20 protein-coding genes and 2 pseudogenes are annotated in these 23,695 nt (G+C 59.9%); 11 read left to right on the forward strand and 11 right to left on the reverse strand.

The window, feature by feature from the left end; genetic code table 11:
* Nucleotides 1-2: 2 nt before the first annotated feature.
* Together J3R84_RS30780 and J3R84_RS30785 are read right to left on the reverse strand one after the other, a co-directional pair.
* A complete protein-coding gene (locus J3R84_RS30780) occupies nt 3-746 on the reverse strand; it encodes a 3-keto-5-aminohexanoate cleavage protein (protein WP_057210789.1) in 744 nt (247 codons plus the stop codon).
* Between the two features lie 702 nt (nt 747-1,448).
* The gene (locus J3R84_RS30785) at nt 1,449-2,294 is read right to left on the reverse strand and encodes a LysR family transcriptional regulator (RefSeq protein ID WP_203530047.1); all 846 of its coding nucleotides are present in this window, start codon (nt 2,292-2,294) and stop codon (nt 1,449-1,451) included.
* A 100-nt stretch (nt 2,295-2,394) separates the two neighbouring features.
* On the opposite strand from J3R84_RS30785, the gene J3R84_RS30790 reads away from it, so the two are divergent.
* From J3R84_RS30790 to J3R84_RS30805, 4 genes and pseudogenes are all read left to right on the forward strand, one after another.
* A complete protein-coding gene (locus J3R84_RS30790) occupies nt 2,395-2,856 on the forward strand; it encodes a RidA family protein (protein ID WP_057210749.1) in 462 nt (153 codons plus the stop codon).
* 11 nt (nt 2,857-2,867) lie between these two features.
* On the forward strand, nt 2,868-4,025 hold the full coding sequence (locus tag J3R84_RS30795) for an aminotransferase class V-fold PLP-dependent enzyme (protein ID WP_203530048.1): 1,158 nt from the start codon (nt 2,868-2,870) through the stop codon (nt 4,023-4,025).
* A gap of 20 nt (nt 4,026-4,045) precedes the next feature.
* Nucleotides 4,046-4,834 carry an SDR family oxidoreductase gene (locus J3R84_RS30800; RefSeq protein WP_057210753.1) on the forward strand — a complete coding sequence of 263 codons (789 nt, stop codon included), beginning with the start codon at nt 4,046-4,048 and terminating at the stop codon, nt 4,832-4,834.
* Between the two features lie 16 nt (nt 4,835-4,850).
* Nucleotides 4,851-5,734, forward strand: a pseudogene (locus tag J3R84_RS30805) (arginase family protein); the annotation flags it as partial.
* A gap of 286 nt (nt 5,735-6,020) precedes the next feature.
* On the opposite strand, the pseudogene J3R84_RS38585 reads toward J3R84_RS30805, so the two are convergent.
* Both J3R84_RS38585 and J3R84_RS30815 read right to left on the reverse strand, forming a co-directional pair.
* Nucleotides 6,021-6,140, reverse strand: a pseudogene (locus tag J3R84_RS38585) (WGR domain-containing protein); the annotation flags it as partial.
* Between the two features lie 119 nt (nt 6,141-6,259).
* The gene (locus tag J3R84_RS30815; RefSeq protein ID WP_057210762.1) at nt 6,260-6,703 is read right to left on the reverse strand and encodes a MarR family winged helix-turn-helix transcriptional regulator; all 444 of its coding nucleotides are present in this window, start codon (nt 6,701-6,703) and stop codon (nt 6,260-6,262) included.
* Between the two features lie 119 nt (nt 6,704-6,822).
* Here J3R84_RS30815 and J3R84_RS30820 point away from each other — a divergent pair, with 119 nt between their 5' ends.
* From J3R84_RS30820 to J3R84_RS30845, 6 genes are all read left to right on the forward strand, one after another.
* Nucleotides 6,823-8,262 (forward strand): aldehyde dehydrogenase, encoded by a 1,440-nt coding sequence (locus tag J3R84_RS30820; protein WP_435526100.1) that lies wholly within the window; start codon nt 6,823-6,825, stop codon nt 8,260-8,262.
* Nucleotides 8,263-8,274: 12 nt separating this feature from the next.
* Entirely contained in the window at nt 8,275-9,105 is an 831-nt protein-coding gene (locus J3R84_RS30825; RefSeq protein WP_057210764.1) for a p-hydroxycinnamoyl CoA hydratase/lyase, read from the forward strand.
* Nucleotides 9,106-9,126: 21 nt separating this feature from the next.
* Nucleotides 9,127-10,569 (forward strand): AMP-binding protein, encoded by a 1,443-nt coding sequence (locus J3R84_RS30830; protein WP_057210766.1) that lies wholly within the window; start codon nt 9,127-9,129, stop codon nt 10,567-10,569.
* A 388-nt stretch (nt 10,570-10,957) separates the two neighbouring features.
* On the forward strand, nt 10,958-12,148 hold the full coding sequence (gene mhpT, locus J3R84_RS30835; protein WP_057210768.1) for a 3-(3-hydroxy-phenyl)propionate transporter MhpT: 1,191 nt from the start codon (nt 10,958-10,960) through the stop codon (nt 12,146-12,148).
* Nucleotides 12,149-12,265: 117 nt separating this feature from the next.
* A complete protein-coding gene (locus J3R84_RS30840; RefSeq protein ID WP_203530050.1) occupies nt 12,266-13,675 on the forward strand; it encodes a serine hydrolase domain-containing protein in 1,410 nt (469 codons plus the stop codon).
* 90 nt (nt 13,676-13,765) lie between these two features.
* A complete protein-coding gene (locus J3R84_RS30845; protein WP_203530051.1) occupies nt 13,766-14,032 on the forward strand; it encodes an arginase family protein in 267 nt (88 codons plus the stop codon).
* A gap of 83 nt (nt 14,033-14,115) precedes the next feature.
* On the opposite strand, the gene J3R84_RS30850 is transcribed toward J3R84_RS30845, so the two are convergent.
* The 6 genes from J3R84_RS30850 to J3R84_RS30875 all read right to left on the reverse strand — a co-directional run bounded on the left by J3R84_RS30850 (nt 14,116) and on the right by J3R84_RS30875 (nt 20,939).
* Entirely contained in the window at nt 14,116-14,718 is a 603-nt protein-coding gene (locus tag J3R84_RS30850) for a hypothetical protein (RefSeq protein ID WP_057220429.1), read from the reverse strand.
* Between the two features lie 27 nt (nt 14,719-14,745).
* Nucleotides 14,746-15,063, reverse strand: a complete 318-nt coding sequence (locus J3R84_RS30855; protein ID WP_203530052.1) for a PepSY domain-containing protein — start codon at nt 15,061-15,063, stop codon at nt 14,746-14,748.
* Between the two features lie 311 nt (nt 15,064-15,374).
* Nucleotides 15,375-16,361 carry a quinone oxidoreductase family protein gene (locus J3R84_RS30860; protein WP_057210797.1) on the reverse strand — a complete coding sequence of 329 codons (987 nt, stop codon included), beginning with the start codon at nt 16,359-16,361 and terminating at the stop codon, nt 15,375-15,377.
* 51 nt (nt 16,362-16,412) lie between these two features.
* Complete coding sequence (locus J3R84_RS30865; RefSeq protein WP_057220431.1) at nt 16,413-16,979, reverse strand: TetR/AcrR family transcriptional regulator; 567 nt, start codon at nt 16,977-16,979, stop codon at nt 16,413-16,415.
* A 416-nt stretch (nt 16,980-17,395) separates the two neighbouring features.
* Nucleotides 17,396-19,444: a hybrid sensor histidine kinase/response regulator gene (locus tag J3R84_RS30870; protein WP_225968592.1), complete on the reverse strand. Its 2,049-nt coding sequence runs from the start codon at nt 19,442-19,444 to the stop codon at nt 17,396-17,398.
* The gene (locus tag J3R84_RS30875) at nt 19,428-20,939 is read right to left on the reverse strand and encodes an ATPase domain-containing protein (protein ID WP_057217470.1); all 1,512 of its coding nucleotides are present in this window, start codon (nt 20,937-20,939) and stop codon (nt 19,428-19,430) included. Before J3R84_RS30875 ends, J3R84_RS30870 begins: the two co-directional genes overlap by 17 nt.
* A gap of 262 nt (nt 20,940-21,201) precedes the next feature.
* Here J3R84_RS30875 and J3R84_RS30880 point away from each other — a divergent pair, with 262 nt between their 5' ends.
* The gene (locus tag J3R84_RS30880; protein ID WP_203530053.1) at nt 21,202-21,873 is read left to right on the forward strand and encodes a DUF938 domain-containing protein; all 672 of its coding nucleotides are present in this window, start codon (nt 21,202-21,204) and stop codon (nt 21,871-21,873) included.
* Nucleotides 21,874-22,480: 607 nt separating this feature from the next.
* On the opposite strand, the gene J3R84_RS30885 is transcribed toward J3R84_RS30880, so the two are convergent.
* Entirely contained in the window at nt 22,481-23,689 is a 1,209-nt protein-coding gene (locus tag J3R84_RS30885; RefSeq protein ID WP_057211164.1) for an IS91 family transposase, read from the reverse strand.
* Nucleotides 23,690-23,695 lie beyond the last annotated feature (6 nt).

The raw sequence follows: 23,695 nt of genomic DNA on the forward strand, positions 1-23,695 counted from the left end.
TGTCATTCGAGCGAGGTGTTACCGTGCTGAAAGGAAGGCCGAAAGATTTGAAGCGCATCTGCCACGAGGTCGGCGTTCCCACCCGCTATTTCACCATTCGTAAGTTGGCACCCATCCTCCAATCCAACTCGCGTAGACCAGCGCCGTTGATGCGCGCGGTTGACGAAGTGCCAAACGGTCGCGTCGAACCCGTGTAGAAGGACTGGTCGTAGGATATTCGCCCGCTCAAGAACTTGCGCTATCCCATCCGCGATCGCGTCAGCCTTTCCAAGGTCCTGTTCTTCGATCTCGATGAGGATGCGGAAAGCTCGATGGCAATCCGGAAGCGTAACAAATCGCTCGGCATCCGCGACCGTGGCCAATCCCGCTTCGACGCCGACACCCATGCGGTGCAGCAACGCGATAAGCGCTGGAGCATCCCGCTCGGAGATATTGACGGAGGCGTAGTCGGGCAGCTGCCGCCAAGCAGAGATGCAGTCTCGCGTCTGCTTTTCGTCGCGTTCTATCCACGCGCCCGTTGACACCCCGACAAGACTTCCCGGACAAGCGCGCCGCACGGCGTATATCGCCTCATCGACCGCCAGGAGGCTCTCACGTCCGTCCGGGCCGCAGGGGTGTATGTGAAGTTCGGCAGCCCCCGCGGAGACGCACGCCGCACCGTCGAGGGCAATGGCATCCGCCGTGAGCGGTAGCCGCGGGTGATAGTCGCCAGGACGTGCACCGTTAAGGCAGGCTTGGACGATCATGTTGGTCTCCAGCATTTGTGGGGCGATGTTAGCTGTAGAGAGAAGGTCTGCAATGGGCTCATTCGAGCCGCTCATTGCGCCCCTCGCTGGCGACCGCTTGCGGTCGAAGGGAGCCGTTCGTCACGAGCCCCGTGCACGGCTTGTTGCGAGGATCTTCACGTTCTGGGCCAAAAACATCGCATAATGTATCGACTGGAAGCTGCCCCGGTTGACGCTGGTCTGCATGTTAAACGTTACCGCTCCTGCAGGTCAGGAGACGCATACTTTCCCAAGCAGCGCCCCGGCCGCCTATGCGGTCGGGGCGTTTTGCGCCTCATCGTCGGTTCAGGTGTGTATTCCGATGAAGTCGGTCATTGGTTCGGAAACGAAGCCGGGCACCTGTTCCTATTTGATTCCGGCGCCACCATTCCGATCTTTAGCCGACCAATTGATGCTTCCGTGGGTTTTCGAGAAACTCGATCGCCAGGCAAGCGCCAGCATTACGATGAGGGTATTGAACGGGCGTCATGGGCACGGCAGAGGCGCATAACATGTTCTGGGAGTTTCCCGGTCGACATCGCGAAGCGATAATGGCCCTCCTGGATGAATAACCACCAGCGCATCTCTTCGAGGGTCTGAGCCAAGAGACATGAACGCTGGCGAACACCGCTGCCGCGCTCGTGTTTTGAGGCTTCCAAAAACCCTGGACACCGCAAGGCGCCGTTAGAACCCAGCACGTAGAAAGGTCGCGAGTTCGTCTACGAGTTCAGGAGACTTCTGACACACATATACGCCAAATTCGGCTGTCGGCGCAGGCGGCAGCCCGTACTTTGTTTGGAGGTTTTCGCAATCCACGGGCAGGCCTTCCTGCAGAAGAAGTCCGATGCCGAGACCTGCCCGCAATGCTGAGATCAAAGCCGAGAAGGTCGAGGCTCTGCAGCCCGCGGTCCACTCTATTCCGTCTTCGGCCAAAAGGGCGAACATCCGATCCTGCCATGAGCAGGAGCCGTCGAAGATGATGATGGGTATGGGGGCGTTTTCGTCCACTTCCAGCATGCGACTCGCGCACCAGATGAGCTGGCGGGAGATAAAGCCAGTCGGAGTTGTTGAAAAGCGGGCGGGGTCGGCCACGACAATGTCGCTACGTCCATCCACCAGCGACCTTGCGAGGTCTGCCGAATGCGAGGAGTTCAAATCGATCTCCACCGAGGGGTGACGCCTCTTGAACTCCGCGATAGCCGAAGGCAGCCTGGTGACGGCGAGATCTTCCACCATACCGAGCCGAACTCTGCCCGAAAGCTTTTTGCCGACGATTTGCCTGCGCATGTCCTCGCCAAGGGCAATCGTCTTCCTGGCGTAGGCAAGGAAAGTCTCCCCGGCGTCTGTCAGGGAGACACCTTTATGGGAACGGACGAGCAGTTGCGTGTCAAGATCCATCTCAAGACGCTGCAATTGCATGCTCACGGCGGGCTGCGTCCGAGCGAGACGATCCGCGGCTTTGCTGACGGTCCCAGTTTCTGAAACCGCGATGAAGGCTTGCAACAGCCTCGTGTCGAAGTTCAGCTCCATATAAAATAACCTTATAGCTCTCTAAGAATTATAACACTACACAACATGGCGGTCAGATGACAACCTCCCCTCACAGTAAAAATGGTGACGGAGACCTGTCGTGAGCTACAAGGAAAAACTCGAAAAGTGCGGCGTTAACTGGCCCAGGCTCAGCCGGCCAGATCTCCCCTTCGCGCCGACCAAGCGCATTGGCGACACGCTTTACGTTTCCGGCCAGATCCCGGAAGTGGCCGACGAAATCGCTTACATCGGCCAGGTCGGCAAGGAAATCGACGTCGAGACGGCGCTCCAGAGCGCGAAGATATGCGCTGCCAACATCGTTTACTGGGTCGAAAAAGCGCTCGACGGCGATCTCGACCGTGTGGTGCAAATGGCAAAGATGAATATCTTCATCAACGCCGTTCCCGGCTTCACCGCTTACTCTCAGGTCGGCAATGGCGCTTCGGAAATCATGAATGCCCTATTCGGCGAGCGTGGGGAGCATGCCCGGTGCGCGGTCGGCATGGGTGGCCTTCCGGCCAATGTTCCCGTCGAAATCGACGCGGTCTTCCACGTGCGCTGAAGGAGAGCGAGATGCCGCCTGTCATTCACTTCAATCACGCGGGCGCAAGCATCCTTGCTCCGGAAACAGTCGAATTGATAGTGGCGCATCTCCGCCGCGAAGCGGAACTGGGTCCCATGGAAGCTGGGGCGGCCGTCGCGGACCGCTTGGAGGCTGGATATGCGAGGGCGGCCCGTCTCCTGGGGTGCGCGGCCACGGACGTCGCGTTCGGGACCGGTCACGGTCAGCTTTACGGCGACATCCTCGCTTCGGTGCCGCTCAAGGCGGGCGACCGCGTCCTGGTAAGCCGCCAGGAGTGGATCGGCAACGTGCTTGCCCTGAAGCATGCGTGCCATGTTTCGGGCGCCTCAATGTCGGTGATGCCGTGGGATGAAACCACCGCGGTAGACGTCGAGGCGGTGGTGAGGTCTCTCGATCCCGACGTGAAGATAGTGGCGCTTACTTGGGTTGGTGCGAGTGGCGCTCTTATCAATCCCGCCGAGGCGCTCGGCAAGGCGTTACGCCAAGCGAAATCGGGAGCCTTCTACATGATCGACGCCAGCCAGGCGATCGGACAACTTCCGGTCGATGTGTCGGAGATCGGGTGCGACGTCCTAGTCGCCTGCGGCCGGAAATTTCTGCGGGGGCCACGCGGAACGGCTCTCGCCTATATCTCGCCCAGGCTCGCGGTGTCGATGGTTCCGAGGCGCGTGGACGACCGCTCCGCCAAGCTCGACGTCGGGCGCGCGGCCATCCACCAGAGTGCTCAAGCTGTGGAAACCGCCGAGTTCGCCGTGGCATTGCGCCTGGGGTTGATCGACTCGCTCGAGCGAGCCCTGAGCCTGAATGCGTTCGACACCCGGGTGAAGCTCAACGCACTCGCCACGGAGCTCCGCAACAGGCTCACGGATGTGCCCGGCGTAAACATTCTCGACCTCGGCCGCGACAAGGCCGCGTTCGTGACTTTCGCCGTCGAAGGCATTCCATGCCAGCGGGTGAAGGAGCTTCTCGCAGCCCGCGGGATCACGATCGGAAAGAACGGCGTCGGATACACGCCGTTCGACATGGACATCAGAGGCATCACGGAAATCCTGCGAGCCTCGGTCCATTTTGGCAACACTGACACAGACATCGAAAAGTTAGTCCAGGCCGTGCGCGAGATCGCCGCGGAAGCGGCCGAGGCCGCGTGACGGAAGAGGGAATTGGACAGATGAGCACAGCAAACGTGAAGAAGACCGCACTGGTACTGGGCGGCAGCAAAGGACTGGGTTTCGGCGTAGCTGAAGCCTTGGCTGACAAAGGGGTCGACGTGGCGCTTGTGGGCCGCGACGAAGCGACTCTACGCGCGGCCGAGGCAAAGCTCGAAGGAAAGCCCGGCGTGGCGATGTCCTTCTCTTGCGACCTGTTGGAGAAGAAGGGCGTGTCCGAACTCCTAGGCTGGGTCGATCGGCATATGGGGCACGTCGACATACTGCTTCTCAACGGAGGTGGCCCTCCGCCGTTTCCGGCTTCGAAGTTCGAGGAGGAGATCTGGCTTCAGCAGTTCGGTGCGATGTTCCTCAACCAGGTGAGGATTGCGTCACACTTTCTGCCGGGCATGAGGGCTCGGAAGTTCGGCCGCATCGTGGCGGTGTCTTCCACGAGCGTCAAGGAGCCTATCTCTGGGCTGACTGCTTCCAACGCGTTGCGTTCGGCTCTCGCTGGTTGGGCGAAGACGCTGTCGCTGGAAGTGGCCGCCGATGGGGTCACCGTGAACGTGGTCCTTCCAGGAAGGTTCGCCACGGAGCGCACCGTGTATTTCGACACTATGGACGCGGCTGACCGCGGTGTTGATCCGTCCGTGATCGCCGGGGAAAGCCAAGCCGAGATACCGATCGGCCGTTACGGGACACACGAGGAATTCGGGGCCGTCGTGGCGTTCCTCGCAAGCGACGAGGCTCGCTATGTCACGGGGGTGGCGATGCCCGTGGACGGCGGCCTTAGCAGATCGATGCTGTAGCTGGAAGGTGCGGGAGATGGAACTCGAAGATCTTAGGACGAAGTACTCCGGTGCTACTGGCGGCGCGATTCATGATCCGGCGTTGAAGGCGGTCGCGGACGGTCTTTTTACGGGCGATCGCAGAAGATGGCCCTTTGAGGGCGTTCGGACGTTCCTCGACGCGCCCTATGTTGAGGACGCCGCCAAAGCGCTTTTCTCCGGTCAGACGATATCGGGCATCGACGTAGCACTCGTCGGCGTCCCCATGGATCTCGGGGTCACGAACAGGGCCGGCTCGCGCCTGGGTCCCAAGGCGGTTCGGCAGGTCGAGATCGGGTGCTCAAGGCGGCCCCGTCAACCGTGCTGAAAGTTGCCGACATCGGCGACGTCCCGATGAGGAGCAGGTTCGACCTGGAAGGCTGCCACGCCGACATCGAGGAGTTTTTCGGTTCACTTGCCGCAAGCGACGTGGTGCCGCTTGCGGTGGGCGGTGACCATTCCATCAGCTACTCCATCCTCAAGGGCTTGGCTCGCAAGCATGGCCCGATGGGAATGTTGCACATAGATGCCCACTGCGACACCGCGGGCATCTACGAAGGTGCCAAGTTCCACCACGGCGGCCCCTTCCGGCTCGCAGTACTGGACGGCGTCCTGGATCCCAAGCGGACGATCCAGATCGGCATCCGTGGTGGCGGCGATTACCTTTGGGAGTTCTCCTACGACTCCGGAATGACCGTCATCCATGCCGAGGAGGTCCAGCAAATGGGCGTGGAGGCGGTGATTAAAGCGGCTATCAAGGTAATTTCGGGCGGCCCCACCTATGTCAACTTCGACGTCGACAGCCTTGATCCCGCGTTCACGCCGGGCACCGGCACCCCGGAAGTAGGTGGCCTTGAGCCACGCGAGGTGCTCGCAATCCTCGCTCACGCAGATCCTCGCCAAGTGCGGCTGCAACGGCTTTGAGCATTTCTAGCAATTGAGCGCGGATCGCTGTCATTTGCTCATGAGCGCTGGCACCGGGAGGGGAAGAGCACGGCAACAGCGCTGGAGATGCTGGCGATATCTAGTCGGCCTGTGAGCGCGTCGCTGCAAGTCGTGGTTCATCGATTTCTGTCCCAAGCGCCCGACACTCGATGCCGTACCCTAAGTTTCCACGGCTCGCCTTGGGCACATAGCCCGAGGCGGGCAATTTCGCACAGGAGCGCCACTGTCCCCAAGCCCGAATGAGGGTAATCTCGCCAAAGAGTGTTGGCTGTATCGACAACGCATAATAGCGCGCCATGTTTCGACCTGGATCTATCCGTTGAAAGTAGAGGCTGGGGAACAGTGCTGGGTCATGGACACAGCATTGCGTGCCGGAGATTCTGCGTCCAATCAGAATTTTGAATCGGTTGGGGCGAACCGATTCACATTGCTGATGGAAGCCTGACTTCGTACGCTAAGCGGTTAGCGCCCGGGCGCATCCATCCAGACCTTGCTCAGCAAGCGTCGAAGTTCGGCACGTTCTTGCGCGTCTAGCCGTTCCAGCATCCGGTCCTCGTGCTCGTTCAGGCGATGCAGCCAATCGGCAGCTGCTTCCCTGCCGGCCTGTGTCGGAAATAACCGTTGGACGCGCTGGTCGGACGCCTCCGCCTCGCGGGTGAACAGCCCCTTCGCCTCAAGATCTGTGAGGAACTGTACGATGTTGGCGCGTTGCATGCCGAGGATGCGGCAAATCTCGGCCGAGGTCAGACCAGGCTTTTCGACCATGCACAACAGCACACTGAGGCTGATTGGGCGGGCATCCACCTGGGCCAGTGCTTCCACTGCTCCGTTAAGGTCAAAGACAGATGCGCGACGGAGGTGATAGCCGACCAAGTTGAGCAAGGCGCTCTTTTCATTGTCATTCATTTGCCGTCAGACACCTTTCTAAAAAAAACCGCTATGCAAGATAGCAATCTTCGCGCTAGTTTCCGTTCGAGCGATATGCCCAACGATTTGGGCAGCATTTTTGGAGGACTGTCGTGAGCATTGTCAATCTTCGCATCGCGGGGGCGGAGCGGGCAGCGAGCCGCACGTTTCGCAGATATAACCCGGTGACGGGCGCACTTGCCAGCGAGGCTGCCGCCGCCAGCGTCGAAGACGCTCGTGCAGCCGCGCAAGCGGCGGCCGATGCATTCCCTGCATGGGCTGCCCTTGGTCCTAACGCCCGTCGCGCGGTACTGCTTAAGGCCGCCGACGCGATCTCAGCGAAGGGTGACGCCTTCGTCACCGCAATGGCTTCCGAGATAGGCGCAACCGAAGGCTGGGCGCGGTTCAACGTGATGCTCGCCGCATCGATGCTGCGCGAGGCTGCGGCCCTGACCACGCAGGTCTCGGGCGAGGTGATCCCTTCGGACAAACCGGGCTGCCTTTCGATGGGCATCCGCGAACCCGCGGGCGTATGTCTCGGCATCGCGCCCTGGAACGCGCCTGTTATCCTTGGGGTGCGCGCGCTTGCCACACCTCTCGCCTGCGGTAATGCCGTGGTGTTCAAGGCGTCCGAAATCTGCCCTCGCACGCACGCGCTAATCGTTGAGGCGCTGGAGGAAGGCGGCCTTCCGCCGGGACTTGTCAGCCTCGTGACCAACGCCCCCGAGGATGCGGCCGAGATCGTCGGAGCGCTGATCGACCACCCGGCGATCCGACGCATCAATTTCACTGGGTCAACCAAGGTGGGCCGGATCATTGCGGAACGCGCTGGGAGGCAGCTGAAGCCCTGCCTGCTGGAACTGGGGGGCAAGGCTCCGCTTCTGGTGCTGAAGGACGCCAATATCGACGAGGCGGTCAAAGCGGCAATCTTCGGAGCCTTCTTCAATCAAGGTCAGATCTGCATGTCCACCGAACGCATCATCGTCGTGGGCGAAGTTGCCGATGCTTTCGTGCAGAAATTCACCGCCCGCGCCGCGCAGCTGAAGTCGGGCGATCCGGCACAGGGCAAGGCTCCTCTGGGTGCGGTCGTGGACGCGCATACGGTGACGAAGGTCCAGTCGTTGATCGAGGACGCGCAATCGAAAGGAGCCATCGTGACCAGCGCCGGCACGGCTGAGGGCGTTCTAATGCCCGCGCAGGTCGTGGACCGCGTCACCTCGGAGATGCGGATCTATGCCGAGGAGAGCTTCGGTCCCGTAGTCGCCATACTGCGCGCAAAGGATGAAGAAGACGCCGTACGGCTTGCCAATGACAGCGAGTACGGGCTGTCGGCGGCAGTATTTACCCGCGACATCTCGCGCGGGATCGCGGTGGCGCGGCAGATACGGTCCGGCATTTGCCACGTCAACGGACCCACTGTGCATGACGAGGCCCAAATGCCCTTCGGTGGCACCGGTGCGTCGGGCTACGGTCGCTTCGGTGGCCGCGCCGGCATAGCAGAATTCACCGAACTGCGCTGGATCACGATCGAGACCCAGCCCGGACATTTCCCGATTTGAAAGGACAAACACATGGCAAACGACATTGATACTGTGACTTGGGATATCGCGGACGGAATCGCCTGGCTGCGCTTCAACCGCCCCGACAAGCGCAACGCCATGTCGCCCACGCTGAATCGTGCGATGATGGAGGCGCTGGACGAGCTGGAATTCCGCGACGACGTCGGCGTGCTGGTGCTGACCGGCGAAGGTTCCGCCTGGACCGCGGGCATGGACCTGAAGGAATACTTCCGCGAGACCGAGGCCGAGGGTCTTGCCGGCACCCGCAAAGCGCAGCGCGAAAGCTATGGGTGGTGGCGGCGGCTGCGCTGGTACCAGAAGCCGACCATCGCCATGGTCAACGGCTGGTGCTTCGGCGGCGGTTACGGACCGCTCTTCGCCTGCGACCTGGCCTTTGCGGCCGACGAGGCGAAGTTCGGCCTTTCCGAGATCAACTGGGGCATTTTGCCCGGCGGCGGGGCGACGAAAGTTGCGGTGGAGCTGCTGCCTTTCCGCAAGGCGATGTATCATTCAATGACCGGCGAGCCGATCGACGGGAAGACCGCTGCCGATTGGGGCCTTGTGAACGAGAGCCTGCCCTTGAAAGAGTTGAAGGCCCGCGTGACGGAGGTCGCAAGGGTGCTTCGGGAAAAGAATCCCGTCGCGCTGAAGGCCACCAAGGACGCTGTCCGTCGCGTCGGCCCGATGAGCTATGACGACGCCGAGGACTACCTCGTCCGTGCGCAAGAGGCCGCGAACTCCTATGATGCTGAGGGGCGGAAGGAGGGAATCCGTCAGTTCATCGACGAGAAAAGCTACAAGCCCGGCCTCGGCGCTTACGACACGTCACGCAAGGCAGGCTGACGATCTCAGGGAGGAGATGTGATGCTGGACTTTACGACCCCCGACCCGGTGGCGCTTCACGCGCGCCTCCGGCCCGATGCTCTTGCGTGTCTCGACCTCGCTACGGGCAAGAAATGGACCTACGCGGCGTTGGATGCTGACATTGAGCGCGCCGTAGTGGTACTGCGGGCCAAGGGAGTGACGGAAGGCGACCGCGTGGCTGTATTAGCTCGTAACTCGGGCTGGCAGGTAGTGATGCAGCAAGCGTTAATCCGCATGGGCGGTATTTTCGTTCCCCTGAACTGGAGGCTTTCCGAACCCGAGATCGATATCCTTTTGGCCGATTGCGCCCCGAGGCATTTGTATCGTGACCTGACGGACTTTGCTGAAGCTGTTGAACTGGCCGTGCCGGGTTCCCGTTGCACGCCTCGTTCGCAGTCCGAAACCTGCACGATCCTCTATACTTCCGGCACCTCCGGCACCCCCAAGGGTGCGATGCTGAGCGCGAGCTGCCTCCTGGCCACCGCTGTCAATTTCGGCGTGCTAGGCGAAGTGGACAGCAACAGCGTCTTCCTTTGCGACACGCCGATTTTCCACGTCATCGGCTTGGTAACACAGATCTGGCCCGCGCTCCTGCGCGGCGGGACATGCTTGATCTCACCCGGGTTCGATCCTGAACTGACAAATACGCGGCTGGCCGATCCGGCGTTGCGTGTCACACATTACTTCTGTGTCCCTCAAATGGCCGAGGGGCTACGCCACGCGAGGAATTTTGCGCCGGATCGATGGGCGCTGAAAGCCCTGTTCACCGGCGGCGCGCCGAATCCGGCGGCGCATATCCACTGGTGGTTGGACCGCGGCGTACCAATGGTCGACGGCTACGGCATGACGGAATGCGGCACGATCCTGGGAATGCCTCTCTCGGCCCGGATCGTGCGCGAAAAGGCCGGCGCGGTCGGCCTGCCCGGCCCTCTTACTCGCGTACGGTTAGTTGACGAAGAGGGGCGGGAGGTGCCTCAGGGAACCGAGGGCGAGGTGCTGGTGCACGGCCCGAACGTGATTAGGGGTTACTGGAACCGGGAGGACAGCGCGCTCGGCGCGGATGGTTGGTTGCGAACGGGCGATGTCGGCCGCGCAGATACTGATGGCTACATCACTATCGTAGACCGGCGAAAGGACATGTTCATCTCAGGTGGCGAGAACGTCTATCCGGTTGAGGTCGAATCCGTGATGGCCGCCCATCCAGCCATACGCGAGGTCGCTGTTATCGGCGTGCCCGACTCGCGCTGGGGCGAGGTTGGCCGTGCCTTCGTGGTGCTCGTGCCTGGTCAGGCGATTTCGGAGAACGAGCTGGCCCAGCATTGCGAGGCCTCTCTCGCGCGCTATAAGATCCCGAAAACCTTCGTAACCGTCGATGCCTTGCCGCGCACCGCCTCTGGCAAGGTCATGAAGCACATCCTGCGCGACGAATTCCTCACAGCGTGAACGAAACGCCGACTGCTGGCGACGCTCTGTGCCCTGCCCACTCTGTCCGGCAGGGTGCCGAGAGTTCTGCCGCCGATGTCGACCCGGCGCATATCCGACCATTCCGTGCATGCGGTCGAAATCGTGACCCCGTTCAACGAGCAATTAGTACATCCGGGCCTGCATTTGACGGGCTGGATAGCGACGTGGGCGAACGTTCTTCAGACCGTTCCCGATACCCTGGCACGGTGACCCACCGCTGCGCGACAACCGCAAGATTGCTATTTTATATCGCTATTTTACATAGCGTTTTTTCTTGACATAACACATGCCCTGACGACATCTTCCTCGAACGGAAGTCGCAGGAGGAGACGCGCCTTCCACTCACCATTTTGATTTTGGAGGATCGATGGGAATCGGAACATCAGGTGCCGGCAATAGCCGGGCCATACTCATATGCTTCGCCGCGGCCCTTGTCGAAGGTTTCGACATCCAGGTCGCCGGCATCGCGGCGCCGCGCCTCGGCCCGGCGCTCGGTCTGTCGCCAGCCCAGATGGGGATGTTTTTCTCGTCTGCAACGTTCGGGCTGATCTTCGGCGCATTGGCAGGCGGATGGCTTTCCGACAGGCATGGACGGCGGGCAGGACTTGCAATCTCGCTTGCCGTCTTTGGATTGTTTTCCATCGGAACGGCGTTAGCGGGGAATTACGAGACTCTGCTGGTGATGCGGTTCATGACGGGCGTAGGGCTGGGCGGGGCCCTCCCAAATCTCGTGGCCATCGCATCGGAGTCGGCACCAGCGGAGCGCCGTGGCCGCGCCGTCGCGCTCATGTATGCGGGCATTCCTTTGGGTGGCGCCGTGGTCAGCCTGATCTCCATCGCCGGGCTGGGCGATGGTTGGCGAGTGCTGTTTGTGATCGGCGGTCTCCTTCCCTTGATGATCGTGCCTCTGGTCATGAACCTGCCCGATCTGCGCATGGCACCCAAAGGGCGCGATGTGAGAGGGCTTGGAACAGTTCTTGGCAGCGGCAACCTCGTGCCGACGGTATTGCTCTGGGCTGGTTTCTTCTTTTCGCTACTGGTGCTTTATCTCCTGCTCAATTGGCTTCCGGCGCTTATGGTCTCGCGCGGCTTCGGGCGGGCGGAAGCGGGGATGGTCCAACTTGCCTTTAATCTGGCTGGGGCGGCTGGCAGCCTTCTAGGGGGCGTGGCGCTCGATGCTCGGAACCGATCCTTTTGGGTTGCCGGTTCCTTTGGCGGACTGGTTGTTGCGCTTGCGCTTTTGGCCGTGGCACCGGCGAATATCTTCGTGACGCTCGTGGTAGGGGCGATACTTGGCGCAGCGATCATCTCGGTGCAAGCAGTGCTCTACGGCATCGCACCGCAATGCTATCCGGCAGAGGTGCGCGGTCAGGGCGTCGGCCTTGCCGTCGCGGTGGGGCGCTTCGGATCGGTGGCAGGACCGCTGCTTGCAGGAGCACTCGTTGCCGCGGGTCAGAGCGCCTCCGAAGTGCTGACGGGCATCTTGCCCATTGCAGTTCTCGGCGGCATTGCGACCTGGCTTTTGACCCGCCGCAGGCGCGCGACGTCAACCTCGTGAAAAGGTGGGCGCCTGGCGCGCCCGCCTTTCCCACCTTGTTGTCATGCCTGCAACACTGGCAGCTATTCAGTTCGTTCCCCTGTCCTGTCGGTTCATATGCCGTCAGGGGGCGCCGAAATGGCTGCACAGGTGACGACCATCCGCAATTTTGGAGAGCGGATTTATCAGCGCCGCGTTTCAGCTGGTCGAACGCAAATTCCATGGACGGTGCAATTGGCAAGCGTCTGCGATTTCGAAGGAACAGTCGAGCGGACATGTGTTCACGTTCGACGCAACAGACAAATGGGAGGAAAAATGAAGAAATTGATCAATCTGGGCGCCGCCGCCATGACGGTCGTCATGCTAAACATCACGACGGCCGGGGCACAACAGCGACTGCCTGACGAGATTGCGAAAGGTAAGCCTTCAGTCGTTCCGATCGCGACGCAGATATTGCGCTGGCATATGAATGACGGCGACGTCAATGCGTTTGCTTTCCGCAATATGGACGAACTTTTCACCATTCGCACCGTGCCTCACTCCGGCGCCGCATGGGTCCTCCCGCGGCAGGATCATAAGTTAGATTTTTCATATGAATTCAACGGGAAGACTTTCATCGCCGAGGAATTTCTGGAACGCAGTTATACAAACGCATTCCTGGTGATGAAAAACGGCAAGATCGTTACGGAAATATATCGCAATAACAGCGATGCGAGTACCCGTTTCATGGGATGGTCCATGACGAAATCCATCACTGCCATGCTAGTCGGAGCCGCAGTTGCCGATGGATACATCGCGTCCATCGACGATCCCGTCGTAAAATACCTGCCAGAACTGAAAAAAGGCGGATATCGTGAGGTGACCCTTCGACAGATTTTGGAAATGCGCTCGGGCGTGGATTACGAGGAGCGCTACGACTTTGCAAATCCGGGCATTGCCGCGAGCAATCATATCAACGCTCTGGTCAAAAACGTCGCGCGGTTTGCCGATGCTGGGCTCGACATTGGCACTGCCGCCAAACCGGGCGAGGTCTTCGCCTATAAGACCATCGACACTGCAATTCTCGGTTGGGTGATCGAACGTGTCACTGGCGGAACAGTTGCGGCCTATACGACCGAAAAGCTGTGGGAGCCTTTGGGCGCAGAGGCGGACGGCTTCTACATCATGGACGGAAAGCCTGGAGTTGGTAGAGAATTCAGCGGGGCCGGTTTCAACGCGACATTGCGCGACTGGGCTCGGTTCGGGCAAATGCTGGTGAACGAAGGGACTGTTGATGGGCGCCAGGTTGTCAACTCGGATTGGATAAAAACGGCGCGCACACCGGTAGGTTCCGAGGCGGGCCCCGAGGGCGGATACGGCTTTCAGTTCTGGACGCGCGAGGGATCGGAGGCCTACAAAGCTTTAGGTTTGCAGGGGCAGTACGTCTACGTAGACCCTGACACGCAGACTGTAATGGTCAAGCTCAGCTATTTCCCGCCGGCCGACGACACCCCCTATGCGGAGACGGAGGCCTTCTTTGGGGCGCTGACGAATTGGGTCCCAAAATAATCCGTCTATCCAATCGCCTCTTGGTACATCCCGTTTGGCGCGGCACTTTAGTCGCGCCAAAGGCGGCGTCATTTCCGGACTCATTACGCAATGGACCATGAGATCAACGTTGTCTTTTGCCCGCGGGCGCGTGATCTCGGACCTCGAGGTCTGGTGGATGAAATCAAGAAAACCGTGGGCGAAATGCCGTGCTACCTTACGTTCGACGTCGACAGCATCGATCCGGCCTATGCGCCTGGCACGGGCACGCCGGTTGTCGATGGGCTGTCGCCAAGGGATGTCATCGAGACGATCCGGGGCATCTCGGACCTCAACATCGTTGGCATGGATGTTGTGGAGGTCTCTCCCCCCGTTTGATCATTCCGAGATCACCGCTTTGTTGGGGGCGTCGATCATACTTGAACATCTCTGTGCGCAGGCGGCGCGGCGTGGCCTTGCAGTTACAGGCCAGTTCTATAACGGATCCGTTCTGCCTCGATTTCGGCTTGGGTGAACGGGTCTGATTCATCATCAAAACGCGTCCAGCCTTGTTCCCGGTAATCCGAGCGGCGCCTGGCCAGATCGACCAAGTTGGATCGCTGCAAAATGTTCTGTGCGTCCGCTACCCTGGATTCATCGGTCTTGACGGTTACAACCGTGCCGCCGCGTCGAATGCCTTCGGCATAGACGTGGGCATCATCTTCCGCGACCCCGGATCCCGTCAGCGCTCCGATCAGCCCTCCTGCAGCCCCACCGACAACAGCGCCAGCGGCAGCACCTGCGGCTGTCGCCGCAAGCCAACCGGCCGCAACCACTGGCCCGACGCCTGGAATAGCCATGAGGCCCAAACCGGTAAGAAGACCGCCGGCCCCGCCTGCCAAAGCCCCTAGACCGGCGCCAGTTCCGGCACCTTCGGCCACTCCATTGTCATTGTCAGGGTATCGCTCCGCAGCGTTGCTGGAAACCACGCTGATTTCTTCGTCGGTAAATCCAACATCTTGCAGTGTTCCCACCGCGGCCAGTGCGTCGGAATAGTCATCGAAGAGTCCCGTTGCGGTTTTCATGACCATCTCCTGTTGGGTTCGTTGGAGTTATTTCGCAACCACATTGCCTTGGTAGTCGAGCGAGACCATAACGGACTTTCCATCCTTGGTCGCTGAAGCTTGCCATATGCCCTTGTCATCCAATTTCAGCCCGGTGACGCCGGCATATCCGCCGGCCTCGATCCGTCCCTTGGCCTGTTCTTCAGTGAAGCTGTTCGCCCCCTCGACGGGGGCCGTCGGGTTCTGGCTGTCGGGAGTTGCTACTGCTGGCGTCTCGCGTTGAGGCGATGGCGTGGGTGTTGGTGTTTGTGCGTTCAGCGTAGTAGCCAACCCGGCGAGTAGACAAACCAAAATCAGTTGTTTCATGGGGATGTCCTTTGAGAAGAGGTGCCTCTCTGATCCGTTCAACTAACGAGCACTACTAAGGTTCCGAACGGCTGGGCCGGGGTGTCCAGAATTTGACTGGTGAAGCCGCGCCGTCGTTGTTCGGACGAAAGATTACTGCGCGCGAACCTGCAAATGGAGGGTTGGAGCAGCCTCACAATCAGGAACATGACCTACTCCAGCGTTACTCCCGACAGATAATTCCCCGGCGAATGGGTGCCCTGGTGTTGCACCTTAAATGCGGAACCTCTTGGCGGGGCTAGTCGACCCCGGTTCCCGCCTTTCAGGCAGCGCTATGCTGAACCCCTTTGCGTGGGGATCAGCAATAGCTTGCCGGTGGTCGCCCGGCTTTCCATGTCGGCATGAGCACGGGCGGCATCAGAAAGCGCGTAGGTTCCACCGACGTGCAGCTTGAGCGACCCATCGTGAATCCAACGGAACAACTGCTCGGTGCGGGCGCGAAGAAGTTCGGGCGTACTGATGTGATCGAAGAATGTCGCATAGCCGATCTTGATGCTCTTCGGCAGGCCCATGATGTCGAGTGGCCCCGGACCGCCAAGCACCGGCCCATACCAGCAGAATGTGCCGGAGCGACGAAGTGCTGCGAGCGACCCCTGAAAGGTCTTGGGACCGGAACCGTCATAGACGACGCTTGCACCTTCTCCCCCGGTGAGACGCAAAACTTCAGCGGCAAACTTCCCCTCCGTGTCGACGATAACGTGGTTCGCGCCAGCCGCTTTTGCGACGTCCACCTTGTCGGTCGACGAAACGCGGCCGATCACATGTCCACCCCTCAGCCGGACGATCTGTGTCAGCAGCAGGCCGACGCCACCCGCCGCAGCATGCACGAGTGCGGTGTCTCCAGGCTGGATCGGGTAGAAATCGGTGGCGAAGTGGCTCGCGGTCAATCCTTGCATCATGAGGGAGGCTGCTGTCTTGTCATCGATAGTATCGGGAAGGCGCACGAGCGCATCCGTTGAGATCAGGACGTGCGAGGCATAGCTTCCTGGCGCGTAGACCCAGGCGACCCGGTCTCCGATAGCGAAACCATCGACCCCATCACCAAGCGCGACGATGCGTCCTGCACCCTCGACGCCGAGAATTTTCGGGTTGGGGCTGTCTGTCCACGCCATGCCCTGGCGCACGCCGATATCCATGAAGTTCACGCCTGCGGCCGCGACTTCGACCACCACATGCCCCGGGGTGGCGACCGGTTCTGGGAGATCGACAAATTCCATCACCTCGGTGCCACCGATTTCATTCATAACCACGGCTCTCATGATCTTCCTTTCTTGACTGATCATTCCAGAAACAAGCAAAAAATTTTGCCCTCATGTCACTACCCGAAGCGCGATCCTGGCTAGGGCCTTGAGCTCTTTTGGCCCCGCGCCGCCGCGCGCAGCGATGCGGATGCCGGCAACATTGGCGAAGAGGAAATCGGCAGTCTCTTCCGTGGAAAGCGTTGCGTCGAGATCCCCTTGCGCCTGAGCCTCGCTGATGCATTGCTTGGCGGCATGCTTCAATCGCCGATCAGCAGCCTGATGAATTGCCGTTAGGTCAGGTCGGTTCTGGCCGAACTCGCAGACCGAGTTCACGCCAAGACAGGCCCGTGAAGCATTTTCGACCACTCGGTCCATCATCGCCCGAATGCCGTCCTGGGCACGCGGCGCACCGCGCAGCATGGCGATGTGGGCTTCCGTTTCCGCAGCGGCGTAGCGTTCGACAGCAAGGCAGTAGAGCTTCCACTTGTCGCCGAACGTATCATAAAGACTCTGCCGGCCAATCTTCATCGCACGGACGAGCATTTGGGTGGACGTGCCTTCGAAACCGTGTTCGCGAAACACCTCGATGGCGTCATCCAGCGCCTGCTCTCGATCGAATTCCTTGTTCCTTGCCATGGATGCGATTTAGGTATTCTGGAACGATCTGTCAAGAAAAGAATACGGCGAACGCTCGGGTAACTCCTTTAGAGCGTTGACTATGACATTTCAGGTTCGGTGGTTTGATTCCGTTCAAGGGCGAGGGATAGGAGACATCCTTGCTGCCGGCCTTCTGGTCGTCGAGTGATCTGAACGCCCGAGGAGCGTCAGGAGTGGATGCTTGGTCAGTGCGACCCAAGCGTCTCGATTGGGGCCGGAGAACGAACCCGCTGCGCGGGAGGGCGTCCGCGGTTGAAATAGAGGGCAGAGGCTGGAGGTCGCGCCTGGGTTGAACGTCGTCCGGCAAGGGCGGAGCATGACGAGCTTCTTTGCAGCCATTAGGCGCCTCGGGCTTTGCATCACGCTGCATCATAACGGCTTCGCATGGACGAAAACTAGAACTTTAGGACTTTGGCAATTTCAAATGCCAATTGATCTTGCGTGTAGGGCTTGCCAAGACGTGGTAAATCTATTCCAGCACCGGGAGGCAGATCGGCGTAGCCGGTTGCAACCAGAATAGGAAGCGCAGGGTTGATTTCCAATGCTGCCTTTGCGAGTTGCGCGCCATTCATCCCCGGCATCGAATAATCCGTAATCATCAGATCGATCTGATCGCCCCCACCCAGAAGCTCCAGAGCCCTTGCGCCCGAATTTGCCTCAAGGACCTCATGGCCGAGATCTTCCAACATATCGACGGTGCTCATGGCGATAAGCGCGTCGTCGTCAACCACCAGAATCTTTGCTCTTGCTGTCACGCCCGGCTGGGCTGGCGTCAGGTCCATCCCCTTATCCTCTATTTTCTGCGTCGTGGAAGGAAACCAGATTTCCGCTTTGGTTCCGTGCCCAGGCGCGCTGAACAACTGAAATTTGCCGTTCAACTGGACAGCAAGCCCATGAATCATCGATAAACCCAAGCCAGTACCCTTCCCCAATTCCTTGGTGGAGAAAAAGGGGTCAATCGCTTTCTTGAGCGTTTCGCCATCCATTCCATGCCCGGTATCTGTTACTGAAATCCGAAGGTAGGATCCCAAAGCTAGCCCATCCTCGGGCATTGATTGAGCAAGATCGAGTTCCACGACGAGTGACCCACCGTCCGGCATCGCGTCGCGCGCATTCACAGCCAGGTTGAGCAAGGCAAGTTCCACCTGATTGCCGTCCACCAGCGCGTGCGGCAGCCCGTTGGTCAAATTCAATCGCAGAGCAATCGCCGAGCCGATGGAACGCTCCAAAAGATCGGTCATGCCGCGGATGAGTTTTTCGAGATCAACGGGTTCGACCTGAAGATCCTGTCGCCTGGCGAAGGCGAGCAGGCGCTGCGTCAGCGCCGCACCACGACGGGCGCCCTGCATCGCACCCTCCAGAAGCCTTGCCGCCTTTGGGTTGTTTGCCAGGTGCTTTCTCAACAGGTCGAGATTGCCCATGACGGCCATGAGAAGATTATTGAAATCGTGGGCAACACCGCCTGTGAGCTGTCCGATTGCCTCCATCTTCTGTGCGTGGCGCAAATGCTGCTCAGCCCGCTCCCGCTGCGCCACCTCAGCCAAGAGTGTATCATGCGCCCGGCTAAGCTCGGCCGTTCGCTGAGCCACGCGCTCTTCCAGTGTATCGTTCAGGTCCCGCAACTGGTCTTCGTAGCGTTTGCGGTCAGTGATATCCGACGACACGCCAACCAAACGTTCGGGATGGCCGCTTTTGTCTGATACGACGCGAGCGCGGATTTCCGTCCAGTGAACGCTGCCGTCGGGCCATAGAGTGCGATGGTCTATGGCGTAGTCGCGGCCGCTATCGATGCTTTCCTTCACGGCGTTGAGGACGCGCTCCTTGTCATCCCCGTGGATACTTGAAAGCGCTTCCTCATAGGAAAAAGCCATAGTGGCCGGACGTCCGAAAATTGCCTTGCACGTGTCGGACGCCGCAAACCGCATGCTGTCCAATTCAAGTTCCCAGGTTCCGAGCCGGCCGGCAAGAAGCGCTGTTTGAAGACGCGATTCTCCTTCGCGAAGCTCTTCAATCCGAGCGCGTGCCTCGTACTGGCGTCGCCGTCCCCTAATTGCGGTGCGGGCCACGCTGGCAAAAGTGACAGCATTGAATGGCCGCTCCAGGAACGTCACGTTACCGAAAAGCTCCGACAGTCTTGCCGCCGCAGGGTTGCGTTCGGGGCTACCGCCGCGATGGGTTAGAATAATGAATGGAAGATCGGACCAGCTAGGCTGGTTGTTTATCCAGGAAGTTAACTGCCGCAGATCGGAAAACCGAAGAGCCTCCTCCGTTGCAACCGCAAAAAAGGTATCGTCATTGAGCGATTGAGCGAATTGAGGAAGATCACTCGCTATCGCACAAGCGATGCCAATTTCCCCCAGCAGCCTGTTTGCGACATCCGCGTCTCGCCCCTGCGGAGTGAAGACCAAGGCCAGTGATGTTACCGGGTCAGGAATTTGCGTCACTCGCGCTTGAGGAATTCAGCAGCGGCCCTGGCGTGCCTACAAACGTCGGCACCCCCCTCAGCACACCTTGGAAACTGGATAGGGGTTCACCAAACGACAACCCCTTGTTGCCTATACCGAACTCGCGGATTGTGTCCTCGTGGTATCCGGTTCGCTTCTTGATGACGGAAACCGCCCGCCGCACCTTGCCAGCCGCCTCGAAATACCGGAGCAAAACAACGGTATCGGCCAAATAGGTCACATCCACAGGCGACTTCATATCGCCAACCAGGCCATGTTGAGCAACGGTCAGAAACGTATTGGTGCCCTGCCTGTTCAAATATTGAAGCAGTTCATGCATGTGGAGAATGAGTGCGTTCTCCTCCGGCATGGAGGCTTGATAGCCGTTGATACTGTCGATCACCACGGTCTTTGCCTGGGCACTATCCACGCGCTCACGGACGCGATGGGCAAACTCACCAGGAGAAAGTTCCGCTGCATCAAGTTGCTCGATATGGAGATCACCCGACTCTCGCATCGTCTCCAGATCGATCCCCATGGCACGCATGCGTGAAAACAACAGACCGAGTTCTTCATCGAAAACAAAGACAGCCGCCTTCTGCCCCCTTCGAATAGTCGATGCCACGAACTGAAACGCAAAGGTGCTTTTACCGGTACCTGCGGGGCCTAAGATCAGCGTGCTGGATCCCAGTTCAACACCCCCACCCAGCAGCGCGTCAAGCGCAGGGATCCCGCTGCTCAACGACACGCGTGCAAAATTCGTCCGGTGTTCAGAAGCTACGAGACGAGGGTAGACAACAACACCACCGGTCTTGATCGTGAAATCGTGATAACCGCCTCGAAACGCCTGACCGCGATATTTCATTACCCGCAGTCTGCGGCGTTCCGGACCGTAATTAGGAGCCAGCTCTTCAAGATGAATGACGCCGTGAACGACACTGTGCACGGTCTTGTCCAAGGTATCCGAGGTCAAGTCATCGAGAAGCAGGACTGTTACGCTTTGCCGGGCGAAAAAGTGTTTTAACGCAAGAATTTGCCGACGATACCTGAGAGAGCTCTGTGCCAAAAGTCGGATTTCCGACAAACTGTCGAGAACAACGCGGCTCGGCTTTACACGCTCGAATGCCTCGAGGATCAGTTTTAGGGTTTCGCCGAGCTCGAGGTCTGAGGAGTACAGCAGGCTCTGTTGCCTGTCGTCGTCAAGAAGCGTTTCGGGAGGGGCAAGCTCGAAAACCTCAATGCTTTCATCGATTGTCAGACCATGCGACGCCGCACCCGCGCGCAATTCGCGTTCGGTTTCCGATAATGTGATGTAGAGGCCTCGCTCGCCAACCTCACTCCCTTGGATAAGAAATTGCAGGGCGATAGTTGTTTTCCCTGTGCCAGGATTTCCTTCCAGCAAAAACACGTGCCCTTTGGAAAGCCCGCCGACCAAGATGTCATCCAGCCCGGATACTCCCGTTTGCGCCTTTTCCACGTTGGGGTCTTCACTCATTCACTGCCCTCATTGTTCGTGCGCTGCCCTCTTTATTCGTGCCGAAAGAACTAGGGCAAAGGAGCGATCTTTCAACTGAAAGGCTTGCCCCTTTCCGGTCATCCTTCCGGCATCCAATTTCCGGCAGGCCACTGCCCGCGCCGGAAACAAACGCGATGTCCCGCCGTTTTAGCGCCCCCTTCGTAAGTCCGAAATCCTTGGTTTCAGTCCCATCATTTCAGCTATAAGGTGGGAAACATCGCCCAAAGGGGATTCAAGGCATATGCCCCCAGAGAAGAAGGACCGTTCGCCTGTTGCGCTGGAACAGCGCGACGTAAGCGCCGACCAGCGCATGTTCTCGCCTTCCCTTGTACGAAATTCGGCGCCGATCCTCGCGGTCCTAAAACGTGTTGTTCCAACACGTGGCGCCGTGCTGGAGATTGGATGCGGGACCGGCGAGCACGCCGTGTGTTTTGCGGGAGCAATGCCCAACCTCACCTGGCAGCCGAGCGATCCGGATGCCGACGCCCGCACCAGCACGTCTAGCTGGATCAAATTCGCAGGGCTGAAGAATGTGCTGGCACCGCGGGATATTGATGTGTGCTCAGGACACTGGGGCGTCGAACAAACGGGGCATTTTGACGCCATCGTGTCGATCAATATGATCCATATCGCGCCATGGGCGGCAAGCTTAGGATTGTTCGCAGGAGCTGGCCGTTTGCTTCACGCTGGTGGGCTTCTTCTTCTCTACGGCCCATTCATGCGCGACGGGGCACACAACGCCCCCTCGAACGCTGCTTTCGACGCGGCTCTAAAGGAGCGCAACCCATCCTGGGGTGTGCGTGATATCGCTGATCTTGAACAAGTGGGTGAGGCCGCTGGACTTAATCTCCGCGAGACGATCGAGATGCCTACCAACAATATGTTGCTGGTCTTCTCCAGCGGTGGTGCCTGAACGACAATCGTCCCAGGTGCCCATGCGACGAGAAATGGGAGGACGCGTCGTGTCAGTCGCCACTGAGCCGGTGCTGGGCGTTGCCAAGGAGATGCGCTCGGTTTTGGCCTTTGGTCAGCGGGTCCTGGAGGGTAGTGGCCTTGGTCCGGACACCTGTGACTTCATGTTCGGTACCCCCAGGAACGGTCGCATGGGGCGAAGCAGAAATGTATCCGGTTCGTGGAGAGCTGCTGCGCGAAGGTGATGACTACTGTTAGTGTGAAGGGTTTCGGATGCCGGCTATCCACGTGTTGGCCTGGCGCCGGGCCGGCGTCCGAAAGCCTCCAGAGAAAGAACCCGCGGGATGGAGAGGGCAGTTTTCCGGTCTATGGGGATTTGTGGTTTGCGTTGGGTGCTGGTCGGCCGATCTGATGCGGCTGACAGGTGGCAACGATCCTATTGGCGTTTGTGCCATCCTCGTCGCCGCCGCGCATGCTGTGGCATGGTCGTTGCAGGGCGGTCGATTCTGGTGTGTTTGGTTGCGCCGTTTGATGCGGGCGCACGAAGTCAGGCTTCCGGGGACGATGAGGTCCCTGGGTAGGAATGGTGCGTGGCGGGCGAGTCGCGGTCATGGCGTTTGCGCCCCGCTTGTTGAGGCGGCGGATGGCGGTGCTCGGGCGTCGTTGCCGCGCTCGATGGTCTCGATGATGATCATGCGCCCGCCGCAGCAGGGACAAGATGGCCGCCAGTCGGCCTGGGCAGCGGCGTCGGCATCATCGGATCGGCGGACTTCAGGCTGGAGCGCGGCGAGAAGCATGCGGGCGCGCGCGATATTTTCCGCGCAGCCGGCGCTGGCAAGTAGTCCATAGTGGCGGATGCGGTGGAAGCCTTTGGGCAATACGTGGAGCAGAAAGCGGCGGATGAACTCATCTGGATCGAGCGTCATGGTCCGGTAGCGCTCATGCCCGTCGCGGCGGTAGTCCTTGACGCGGAACGTCACGCCGGTCTCGTCAAGCGCGATCAGCCGGCTATTGGAGATGGCGACGCGATGGGTGTAGCGCGACAGATACGCCAGAACGGCCTCGGGTCCGGCGAAGGGTGACTTGGCGTAGACGAACCAATTCTTCCTTCTGAGCGGCACCAGGAATTTAACAAAGGTGCTGCGCTCGCTGAAGCGAGCATGATCGCCGAAGAACGTCAGCCGGCCGGCGGCATGGGCCTCAGTCAGCTTCGCCAGGAAGAGCCGCCGGAACAGCCTTGAGAGCACGCGCACGGGCAGGAGGAAGCCGGGCCGGCAGGACACCCATCGCTCACCATCGAGCGCGATGCCGCCGCCGGGCACGATCATGTGGACATGCGGATGATGGGTCATCGCCGAGCCCCACGTATGCAGCACGGCGGTGATGCCGATGTGGGCGCCCAGGTGCTTGGGATCGGCCGCGATGGTGAGCATGGCCTGCGCGGCGGCATGGAACAGGAGACCATAAATGACCGCCTTGTTGTGAAAGGCGATGTCGGCGATCTCGACCGGCAGTGTGAAGACGACATGGAAGTAGCCGACGGGCAGCAGATCGGCCTGGCGCGCGGCGAGCCATTCCCTTGCCGCCGCATCCTGGCACTTGGGGCAGTGCCGATTGCGGCAACTGTTGTAGGCGATGCGGCTATGGCCGCAGTCCTCGCATGCCTCGACGTGACCGCCGAGGGCTGCGGTGCGGCAGTTCTCGATCGCCGCCATCACCTTCAACTGGCCGAGGCTCAAGTGACCGGCATGGGCCGTGCGCCAGGCGGCGCCATGACGATGGAAGATATCGGCGACCTCTAGGAGCGGACGGCTCATCGCCGC

It is taken from the genome of Ensifer canadensis (genome assembly GCF_017488845.2).
Lineage (GTDB): Bacteria > Pseudomonadota > Alphaproteobacteria > Rhizobiales > Rhizobiaceae > Ensifer > Ensifer canadensis.